General features: G+C 73.7%; 2 protein-coding genes. Both read left to right on the top strand.

Annotated features, from left to right (window positions below; translation table 11 throughout):
• Positions 1-323 precede the first annotated feature (323 nt).
• Complete coding sequence (locus ACFV0G_RS23965; protein WP_350607209.1) at positions 324-1442, top strand: agmatinase family protein; 1119 nt, start codon at positions 324-326, stop codon at positions 1440-1442.
• Between the two features lie 350 nt (positions 1443-1792).
• The coding region (locus ACFV0G_RS23960; RefSeq protein ID WP_380551466.1) for an SDR family NAD(P)-dependent oxidoreductase at positions 1793-11592 on the top strand (9800 nt) is incomplete at its 3' end.

Here is an 11592-nt window from a genome sequence, read left to right as displayed (position 1 = left end):
CGAGGCGTCGCGGGGCCTCACCTGCCCCCCGCCCCGCCCGGTCTGCCGCCCCCCCGCGCCCGGGCCCCGTTGAGCCCCCGGCCCGGGGGCGGGCACCGGCCTGCCGCCACCTCCTGCCTGCGTACTCCGGGGTAGGGGTCGGTCCCGGCGACCTAGGGGTCGGGTAGTGGCGGACACGGGTACTGACGGAATTTCGGCCGACCTACGCTCGATCTGCAGCGACCCGCGTGCAGGCCTGCGCCCCGTCGAGCGGCGCGACACTCCGCGCCCCGCACCGTCGCGACAACCGCGACACCCGCCCTGCCATGCCACCGAGGAGACGCGTGAACGACAAGCCCGAGATCCCGGAGTTCCGCCTGGAGGTCGACCGGTCCGCGGCTCCCGCCCGCGAGCCAGGGCCGATCGACCTGCGCCGCTACTACGCGCACCCCGCCTACTCGGGACTCGCCACCTTCATGGGCGTCCCGTACTGCCTGCACCAGGAGGATCTGCGGGCCGGCAACGTCGACGTCGCCGTGCTGGGCATCCCGCTGGACTCCTCGGTCGGCCACCGCGGCGCCGCGTACGGGCCGCGCATGATCCGGGCCGACGAGCGCTACATCTTCAACACGCCCGAAGCGATGATCAACGCGAGCACCCGGATCAACCCGTTCGACGTGCTCAACGTGGTGGACTACGGCGACGCGGCCGTCGACGCGTTCAGCACCCCGAACTCGATCGGCCCGATCCGCTCCCTGGTGCGCGAGATCGCCGAGGTCGGCGCCGTCCCGATCCTGCTGGGCGGCGACCACTCGCTGCTCTGGCCGAGCGTCGGCGCCCTCGCCGACGTGTACGGCCCGGAGAAGATCGGCGTCATCCACTTCGACGCCCACCCGGACTGCCACGACAGCCAGCTCGGCCACCGCGCCACCCACAGCACCCCGATCCGCCGGATCATCGAGGACGAGGGCGTGCCGGCCGGCAACGTCGTCCAGGTCGGCGTGCGCACCGTCACCGGCCCGGACAACCAGCTCTTCAACTGGATGCGGCGCCAGGGCATGAAGACCCACTTCATGGCCGAGATCGAGCGGATCGGCTTCCACGCCGTCCTCGACAAGGCCATCGCCGAGGTCCAGGAGAACGCGGAGTTCGTCTACCTCTCCCTCGACATCGACGTCCTCGACCCCGTGTACGCGCCCGGCACCGGCACCCCCGAGCCCGGCGGCCTGACGAACCGCGAGATCTTCCCGGCGTTCCGCCGGATCTGCCACGAGACCAAGGTCATCGGCATGGACGTGGTCGAGGTCGCCCCGCACCTGGACCCCGGCTACTCGACCACCATGAACGCCCGCCGGGCCATCTTCGAGGGCCTCACCGGCCTCGCCATGAACCGCCTGAAGATCGCCGGCCCGAACTACCTCAACCCCATCGTCTCCGGTCAGGTGAAATTCCCGATGGGCTGATTCCCGGCCGGTCCGGCGGAAATTCCCCGGGTATTTCCGGCGGTCGCTAGGGGGCGGTTAGGGGATGCCTCCCGCAGAACGCCGCTGCTAGCGTGGCGGCGAGCAGGAAAGAGCCGTGGCCCCGCCGGGAATTGCACCGGCCGGGGCGACTCGAAATCCGGCGGACCGGTGCGCGGGAGCCGGAACCGGAAACGCCGGGGCAGATTCCCTCCCGGGTCGGTGCGGAGTTTCGGGCGCACGTTTTCATCGCGAATCATCGGCGGCCGTGCCCAGGGCCCCCCGGACGTGCTCGGACGTCCCGGGAGCGGCCGGCACGGCCCCCACGACCGGGTTCAAGGGTGTGACAGCACGTGGAGAACGAAGAGAAGCTCCTCGACTACCTCAAGCGGGCGACCGCCGATCTGCGCGAGACGCGCCGGCGGCTGCGCGAGCTGGAGGACCAGGAGCCGGAGCCGATCGCCATCGTCGGCATGGCCTGCCGCTACCCGGGCGGAGTGACCTCGCCCGAGGAGCTGTGGCGGCTGGTCGCCGACGGCGGCGACGGCGTCTCGGAGTTCCCCGACGACCGTGGCTGGGACGTCTCCGCCCTGTACGACGAGGACCCCGACAGCCCCGGCACCTCGTACACCCGCGAGGGCGGCTTCCTCCATGACGCCGCCGAGTTCGACCCGGCGTTCTTCGGCATCTCGCCGCGCGAGGCGCTCGCCATGGACCCGCAGCAGCGCCTGCTGCTGGAGACCTCCTGGGAGGCGTTCGAACGGGCCGGGATCGACCCGGAGTCCGTCCGGGGCAGCGCCACCGGCGTCTTCGCCGGCGTGATGTACCACGACTACGCCTCCCGCCTGGTCACCGTGCCCGAGGAGGTCGCCGGCTACCTCGGCAACGGGAACTCCGGCAGCGTCGCCTCCGGCCGCGTCGCGTACGCGCTCGGCCTGGAGGGCCCGGCGGTCACCGTCGACACGGCCTGCTCGTCCTCGCTGGTCGCCCTGCACTGGGCGGTGCAGGCCCTGCGCGCCGGGGAGTGCTCGCTGGCGCTGGCCGGCGGCGTCGCGGTGATGTCCACCCCCAACGCCTTCATCGACTTCAGCCGCCAGCGCGGGCTCGCCGCCGACGGCCGCTGCAAGTCCTTCGCGGCCGCCGCCGACGGCACCGGCTGGGGCGAGGGCGTCGGCATGCTGCTCGTCGAGCGGCTCTCGGACGCGCTCGCCAACGGCCACCCCGTGCTGGCCGTCGTCCGCGGCACCGCCGTCAACCAGGACGGCGCCAGCAGCGGACTCACCGCCCCCAACGGCCCCGCACAGCAGCGCGTCATCCGCCAGGCCCTCTCCGCAGCCCGGCTGACCGCCCACCAGATCGACGCCGTCGAGGCGCACGGAACGGGCACCCGCCTCGGCGACCCCATCGAGGCCCAGGCCCTCATCGCCACCTACGGCCAGGACCGGCCCGCGGACCGCCCGCTCTGGCTGGGCTCGCTCAAGTCCAACCTCGGCCACACCCAGGCCGCGGCCGGCGTCGGCGGCATCATCAAGATGGTCATGGCGATGCGCCACGGCGTGCTCCCGCGCACCCTGCACGTGGACGAGCCCACCCCGCACGTCGACTGGTCGGCCGGTACGGTGCAGCTCCTCACCGAGGAGCGCCCCTGGCCGGAGACCGGCCGGCCCCGGCGGGCCGCCGTCTCCTCCTTCGGCGTCAGCGGCACCAACGCCCACACGGTCCTCGAACAGGCCCCCGCCACCGCTGCGGTGGCAGAAGCACGCCCGGACGTCCGGCCCCGCCCGGTGCCGCTCGTCCTCTCCGGCCACGACGACGCGGCCCTGCGGGCCCAGGCCGAGCGCCTGCGGGCACACCTGGCCGCCGACCCGACCCTCGACCCGGCCGACGTCGGCCTCTCCCTCGCCGTCGGCCGCGCCGCGCTCAAGCACCGGGCGGCGCTGGTCGGCGAGGACCGGGCGCAGCTGCTGGCGGGGCTGGAGGCGCTGTCCGGCGGCGGGTCCGCAGGGGTGCGCGGCATGGCGGGGACGGCCGGGCGGACGGCGTTCCTGTTCGCGGGGCAGGGCAGTCAGCGGGTCGGGATGGGCTTCGAGCTGTACGGGGCCTTCCCGGTGTTCGCGGCGGCGTTCGACGCGGTCTGTGCGGAGTTGGATCCGCTGCTGGAACGGCCGTTGCGCGAGGCGGTCGCGGATGCGGAGCTGATCGGCGAGACGGGGTTCACCCAGCCGGCGCTGTTCGCGCTGGAGGTTGCGCTCTATCGACTCGTCGAGTCGTGGGGTGTGCGGCCCGACTTCCTGGCCGGGCATTCGATCGGTGAGATCGCCGCCGCGCACGTTGCCGGGGTGTTCTCGCTGGCGGATGCTGCGCGGCTGGTGGCGGCGCGGGGTCGGTTGATGCAGGCGCTGCCGCGTGGTGGTGCGATGGTGGCGGTGGAGGCGTCCGAGGCGGAGGTGCTGCCGCTGCTCGTCGATGGCGTGGGCATTGCGGCGGTCAACGGGCCCAGCTCGGTGGTGATCTCCGGCGCCGAGGACGCGGTCCTGGCCGTGGTCGGGCAGCTGGCCGGTCGCAGGTCGAAGCGGTTGACGGTCAGCCATGCGTTCCACTCGCCGCTGATGGACGGCATGTTGGCGGAGTTCCGCACAGTGGCGGCGGAGGTTGCCTTCGCCGAGCCGCGGATCCCGATCGTCTCCACCCTCACCGGTGCACTCGCTTCAACCGAACTGACCGACCCCGAGTACTGGGTGCGGCACGTCCGCGAGGCCGTTCGCTTTGCCGACGCGGTGCAGACGCTGGAGGCCGAAGGCGCCCGGACGTTTCTGGAACTGGGACCGGACGGCACGCTGAGTGCGATGGCGCAGCAGTGCCTCACCGAAGACGCCGAGGCCGTTCTCACCCCCGCCCTTCGCCGGGACCGCAGCGAGGCGGAGAGCGTCATCACCGCGCTCACCCGGCTGTACGTGCGCGGCGCGAGGATCGACTGGCAGGCGGTGTTCGCGGGCACCGGCGCCCGTCGGGTCGACCTGCCCACGTACCCGTTCCAGCGCGAGGCGTACTGGATCGACCGCACGGCACCCGTCGTCGGGGACGCGCGGGCGATCGGGATGGGGTCCGCCGATCACCCGATGCTGGGTGCGGCCGTTGCGCTCGCCGACAGCGACGGCTTCTTCTTCTCCGGCCGGCTCTCCGTGCAGACCTACCCGTGGCTGGCCGACCACGCCGTCGGTGGCAGCGTCCTGCTGCCGGGCACGGCCTTCGTCGAACTCGCCGTCCGGGCCGGCGACCACGTCGGCTGCGACCGCCTGGACGAGCTGACGCTCGAAGCCCCGCTGGTGCTGCCCGAGCGGGGCGGTGTGCAGGTCCAGGTCTGGGTCGGGCAGGTGGACGGTGCGGGTGCGCGCCCGCTGTCCGTCTACTCCCGGCCAGAGGACGCGGACGACGACGCAGTGTGGACGCGGCACGCCGACGGGCTGCTGTCGAGCGGCGCGGTCCCGGCCGCGGGCGCCGACTTCGCCGCCGCGGCGTGGCCGCCGGCGGACTCCGCACCGGTGGACCTCACCGGTTTCTACGACGCCCTCGCCGCCTCCGACTTCGGCTACGGACCGGCTTTCCGGGGCCTCACCGCGGCCTGGGTGCGCGGCGACGAGGTCTTCGCCGAGGTGGCCCTGCCCGAGGAGGCGGCCGCGACGGCCGGTGCCTTCGGTCTTCACCCGGCCCTGCTCGATGCCGCACTCCACGCGACGGCCCTCGCCACCTCGTCGGACGGCGAGCAGGGCCGGGGCCGCCTCCCGTTCTCGTGGAACGGCGTGTCCCTGTACGCGGTCGGCGCCGCCACCCTCCGGGTCCGGATCGCCCCCGCCGGGCCCGAATCGGTGACGCTGACGGCCGTCGATGCCACAGGTGCGCTCGTCGCCGCCGTGGAGACGCTGATGCTTCGGCCGGTCTCCGTCGGTCAGTTGAACGGGGCGGGCGCTCATCGCGCCGCCCAGCACGACGCACTCTTCTCCGTGGACTGGACCGAGGTCCCGCTGCCCGCACGGGCGGAGGACACGGCCGAGCTCCACACCGTGGTGGGTGCGGACGTCCTCGGCCTCGCCGCCGAGCTGCTCGCCGCCGGTCACGCCGTCGACACCCCCCAGAGCTTGACCGCCCTCGTGGCGCGCCTCGAAGCGGACCGGGCGACCCCGGCACCGGCCACCGTCCTCCTGCCGCTCGGTTCCGTCGGCACCCACCCGTCCGCCGAGGCCACGCACATGGCGGTGCGGGAGGCGTTGGCGCTGGTGCAGGAGTGGCTGGCGGCGGAGGTGTTGGCGGATTCGCGTCTGGTGGTGGTGACCCGGGGTGCATCGGACGCCAGCGACTTGCCGTCCGCTGCGGTGCTGGGTCTGCTGCGTTCGGCGCAGTCGGAGAATCCGGGCCGGATCGTGTTGGTGGATCTGGACGGCGACGCGGAGGTGGGTCTGCTGTCGCGGGTGCTGGCGTGCGGTGAGCCGCAGGTGGTGCTGCGCGGTGGTGTCGCGTTGGCGCCGCGGCTGGCGCGTGCGGTCCCGGACGGTCGTGAGACGGCCCCGGTGCTGGACCCCGAGGGGACGGTGCTGGTGACGGGTGCGACGGGCACGCTGGGTGCGCTGTTCAGCCGTCATCTGGTGCAGGAGTACGGTGCGCGTCGGCTGCTGTTGGTGTCGCGGCGTGGTGCTGGGGCGGAGGGCGCGGCGGCGCTTGCGGCCGAGCTGACCGCTCTGGGCGCGGAGGTGGCGTTCGCGGCCTGCGACGTTGCCGACCGTGCTGCGCTGGCCGAGGTGCTGGAGGGCGTGGAGCTGACCGCGGTCGTTCACACGGCGGGCGTCCTCGATGACGGCATCGTCTCCTCCCTCACCCCCGAGCGCCTGGACACCGTCCTGCGGCCCAAGGTCGATGCGGCGTGGAACCTGCACGAGCTGACCAAGGACCGTCCGCTCGCCGCGTTCGTGCTCTTCTCCTCCGCGGCCGGGGTCTTCGGTGCGGCGGGGCAGGCGAACTACGCCGCCGCGAACGCCTTCCTGGACGGTCTCGCCGCCCACCGCCGCGCCGCCGGCCTGCCCGCGACCGCTCTCGCCTGGGGACTCTGGGCGGGCGGCATGGCGGCCGGGCTGGACGACGCGGACGTACTGCGGATGGCCCGCGGGGGTGTGGCACCGCTGACAGCCGACCTCGGGCTCGCGCTGTTCGATGCCGCGCTGGCCCGGGACGACGCCGCGCTGGTGCCGATCCGGCTCGACCAGGCGGGCCTGCGGGTCCAGGCCAGGGTCGGGCGACTGCCCGCCGTCCTGCGCGGGCTGGTCCGCCGGCCCAGCCGCCGCGCCGCCGAGGATGCCGTGTCCTCCGCCGCCGGCGCGTCGCTGGTCGAGCGACTGCTCGCGCTCACGGAGGACGAGCAGCAGCGCGAACTGCTGGACCTTGTCCGGACCCAGGTCGCGCACGTGCTCGGCCATGCCGGCCCGCACGCCGTCGACCCGGCCAAGGCCTTCCGCGAGACCGGATTCGACTCGCTGACCTCCGTCGAGCTGCGAAACCGGCTCAACGCGGCCACCGGCGTCCGGCTGCCCGCCACCGTCGTCTTTGACTACCCGACCCCGAACGCCGTGGCCGGCTACCTGCTGACCGAGGCGCTCGGCCTGCGCGACGCCGTTGCGGAGAGCGCGCCCGTGCGGGCCGCCACCGCCCTCACCGACGACCCGATCGCGATCGTCGGCATGGCCTGCCGCTACCCGGGCGGCGTCCGCTCGCCCGAGGACCTCTGGCGGATGGTCGCCGGCGGCACGGACGGCATCTCCGCCTTCCCCACCGACCGCGGCTGGGACGTCGAGAACCTGTACCACCCGGACCCCGATCACCCCGGCACCTCGTACACCCGCGAGGGCGGATTCCTGCACAACGCCAGCGAGTTCGACCCCGCGTTCTTCGGCATCTCGCCGCGCGAGGCGCTCGCCATGGACCCGCAGCAGCGGCTGCTCCTGGAGGCGTCCTGGGAGGCGTTCGAACGGGCCGGCATCGACCCCGAGACGGTCCGCGGCAGCCGCACCGGCGTCTTCGCCGGCGTGATGTACCACGACTACATCTCCCGCCTCCCCGCCATCCCGCCGGGCGTCGAGGGCTACCTCGGCACCGGCAGCTCCGGCAGCATCGCCTCCGGCCGGGTCGCCTACGTGCTCGGCCTGGAGGGCCCGGCGGTCACCGTCGACACCGCCTGCTCGTCCTCGCTGGTCGCCCTGCACTGGGCGATCCAGGCGCTGCGCACCGGCGAGTGCACCCTCGCGCTGGCCGGCGGCGTCACCGTGATGTCCACCCCCGACACCTTCGTCGACTTCAGCCGCCAGCGCGGCCTCGCGCGGGACGGCCGCTGCAAGTCCTTCTCGGACGACGCGGACGGCACCGGCTGGGCCGAGGGCGTCGGCATGCTCCTGGTCGAGCGGCTCTCGGACGCCCGCCGCAACGGGCACCCGGTGCTCGGCATCGTGCGCGGCTCGGCGATCAACCAGGACGGCGCGTCCAACGGCCTCACCGCGCCGAACGGCCCCTCCCAGCAGCGCGTCATCCGCCAGGCCCTCTCCTCCGCCGGACTGTCGGCCGCCGAGGTCGACGCCGTCGAGGCGCACGGCACCGGCACCTCGCTCGGCGACCCGATCGAGGCCCAGGCGCTGCTCGCCACGTACGGCCGGGCCCACAGCGAGGACGCGCCGCTCTGGCTCGGCTCGGTGAAGTCGAACATCGGCCACACCCAGGCCGCGGCCGGCGTCGCCGGCATCATCAAGATGATCCTCGCGATGCGGCACGGCGTGCTCCCGCAGACCCTGCACGTCGGCCGGCCGTCCACGCACGTCGACTGGACCGAGGGCGCCGTCGAACTGCTCACCGAGGCCCGACCGTGGCCCGAGACCGGGCGGCCGCGCCGAGCGGGCATCTCCTCGTTCGGCGTCAGCGGCACCAACGCGCACACCATCATCGAGCAGCCCCCCACGCTGCCCGCGCCCGCCGACGACCGTCCCGGGTCCGGGCCGCGTCCGCTGGTGCTGTCGGCCCGGACCCCCGAGGCACTGCGCGCCCAGGCCGCCAAGCTCGCCGAGCACCTGAAGGGGCTGCCCGCCTGGTCGCCCGTCGACCTCGCCCTCTCCCTCGCCACCACCAGGACCGCCTTCGAGCACAGGGCGGCGCTGGTGGTCGCCGAACCCGAGCGGATCGTCGAGCAGTTGGGCTCCTTCGCGGGTCTGGTGGAGGGTGTGGCGGGGACGGCCGGGCGTTCGGCGTTCCTGTTCGCGGGGCAGGGCAGTCAGCGGGTCGGGATGGGCTCCGAGCTGTACGGTGCCTTCCCGGTGTTCGCGGCGGCGTTCGACGCGGTCTGTGCGGAGTTGGATCCGCTGCTGGAACGGCCGTTGCGCGAGGCGATCGCCGATGAGGCGCTGATCAACGAGACCGGGTATACCCAGCCGGCGCTGTTCGCGCTGGAGGTTGCGCTCTATCGACTCGTCGAGTCGTGGGGTGTGCGGCCGGACTTCCTGGCGGGGCATTCGATCGGTGAGATCGCTGCCGCGCACGTTGCCGGGGTGTTCTCGCTGGCGGATGCTGCGCGGCTGGTGGCGGCGCGGGGTCGGTTGATGCAGGCGCTGCCGCGTGGTGGCGCGATGGTGGCGGTGGAGGCGTCCGAGGCGGAGGTGCTGCCGCTGCTGACCGAGACCGTTGGCATCGCGGCGGTCAACGGGCCCGCCTCGGTCGTGATCTCCGGCGCCGAGGACGCGGTCCTGAGCATGCTGGCTCGCCTGGAGGGACGGCGGACCAAGCGGCTGACGGTCAGCCATGCCTTCCACTCGCCGCTGATGGACGGAATGCTGGCGGACTTCCGTGCCGTCGCTGCCGAGGTGGCCTTCAGCGAGCCGCGGATCCCGATCGTCTCCACCCTCACCGGTGCACTCGCTTCCACCGAACTGACCGACCCCGAGTACTGGGTGCGGCATGTGCGGGAGGCGGTCCGCTTCGCCGACGCGGTCGCCGCACTGGAGGCCGAGGGCGTGCGGACGTTTCTGGAGCTGGGCCCCGACGGGACCCTTACCGCGATGGCGCAGCAGTGCGTCACCGAAGACGCCGAGGCCGTTCTCACCCCCGCCCTTCGCCGGGACCGCAGCGAGGCGGAGAGCGTCATCACCGCGCTGACCCGGCTGTACGTGCGCGGCGCGAGGATCGACTGGCCAGCGGTGTTCGCGGGCACCGGCGCCCGGCGGGTCGACCTGCCCACCTACGCCTTCCAGCAGGAGTACTTCTGGCCGCGGCCGCTGCGCGGGTTCGTCGGAGATGTGGTGTCCGCCGGTCTCGGGACGGCCGACCATCCGCTGCTCGGCGCCTCGTTGGCGCTCGCCGACGCGGACGGTCATGTGTTCACCGGGCGGCTCTCGCTGGATGCCCACCCGTGGCTGGCCGACCACGCCGTGGCCGGCAGCGTGCTGCTGCCCGGCACCGCCTTCGTCGAACTGGCCATCCGCGCCGGTGACCAGGTCGGGTGCGGTCGTCTGGACGAGCTGACCCTGGAGGCACCGCTGGTGCTTCCGGCGCGCGGCGCCGTGCAGGTGCAGCTCTCGATCGGGGTTCCGGACGACGGCGGCCGCCGCTCGGTTGCGGTCTTCTCCCGGCCGGAGGACGCACCGCTGGACGAGCCGTGGTCGCGTCACGCGGCCGGTGTGCTGGCGGCCGGCGGGAGCGCCACTGCTGCGTTCGAACTCACCGTGTGGCCGCCGGCGGGGGCCGAGCCGGTGCCGGTGGACGGCGTGTACGAGGCCTTCGCCGCAGCCGGGTTCGCCTACGGCCCGGTCTTCCAGGGCCTGCGGGCGGCGTGGCGGCGGGACGGTGAGGTGTTCGCCGAGGTGGCGCTGCCGGAGGACGTCAGTGCGGAGGCTGCCTCGTTCGGCCTGCACCCCGCACTGCTCGACGCTGCGCTGCACGCCGTCGGCGCGGGCCGGGTCCTGGAGGACACCGGGTACGGACGGCTGCCCTTCTCCTGGTCGGGCGTCTCCCTCTTCGCCGCCGGCGCGGCCGAGCTGCGCGTGCGGATCGGCGCGGCCGGCGCGGACGGGGTGTCGCTGGCCGTGGCCGACGGTACGGGACAGCCGGTGGCCGAGGTCGGCGCCTTGGTCCTGCGGCCCTTTGCGCCGGAGCAGTTGGCGGGCGGTCGGCAGGAGTCGCTGTTCCGCCCCGAGTGGGTGCCGGTTGCGCTGCCGTCCGCCGCTGCGGCCGGGTCGATCGGCGTGCTGGGCGGGGACGACCTGGGCCTGCCCGATGCGGTCCGATTCGCCGACCTCGATGCGGTGACCACTGCCGAGGCCGTCCCCGACACCCTGGTACTCCCGATCCCCACCGTGCTCGGCCCCGATCCGGTGGATGCCACGCACGCGGCAGTCCGCAGTGCCCTTGCACTGCTGCAGCAATGGCTGGCCGCGGACGCCTTGGCCAACTCCCGCCTGGCAGTGGTCACCCGGGGCGCGAGTTCCGGAGCGGACCTGGCCGCCGCCGCGGTGCACGGCCTGCTGCGCTCGGCGCAGTCGGAGAACCCGGGCCGGATCACCCTGGTCGATCTGGACGAGGACCCGGCCTCGTTGCGGGCCCTGCCGAAGGCGCTCGACGCCGAGGAGCCCGACCTCGTCCTTCGTGCGGGCGAGTCGTTCGCCCGGCGGCTGATGCGGGCCGGCGGAACGGATACCCCCTCCGGCGGCCTGCGGGCGCTGGATCCCGCCGGGACGGTGCTGGTGACGGGTGCCACGGGGTCGCTCGGCCGGGTGGTCGCCCGTCACTTGGTGGCCGAGTACGGTGCGCTTCGGCTGCTGTTGGTGTCGCGGCGTGGTGCCGGGGCGGAGGGAGCGGCGGAGCTTGCGGCCGAACTGACGGGCCTGGGTGCGGAGGTGGCGTTCGCGGCCTGCGATGTCGCGGACCGTGCTGCGCTGGCCGCGGTGCTGGAGGGTGTGGAGCTGACCGCGGTCGTTCACACGGCCGGTGTTCTGGACGACGGCATCGTGCCGTCGCTGACCCCCGAGCGGCTGGACACCGTGTTGCGTCCGAAGGTCGATGCGGCGTGGAACCTGCACGAGCTGACCAAGGACCGTCCGCTCGCCGCGTTCGTGCTGTTCTCCTCCGCGGCCGG

It is taken from the genome of Kitasatospora sp. NPDC059571 (genome assembly GCF_042735675.1).
Taxonomy (GTDB): domain Bacteria; phylum Actinomycetota; class Actinomycetes; order Streptomycetales; family Streptomycetaceae; genus Kitasatospora.
The sequence above is the reverse complement of the archived record's forward strand: the minus strand, read 5'-3'. Positions and strand labels throughout refer to the sequence as shown.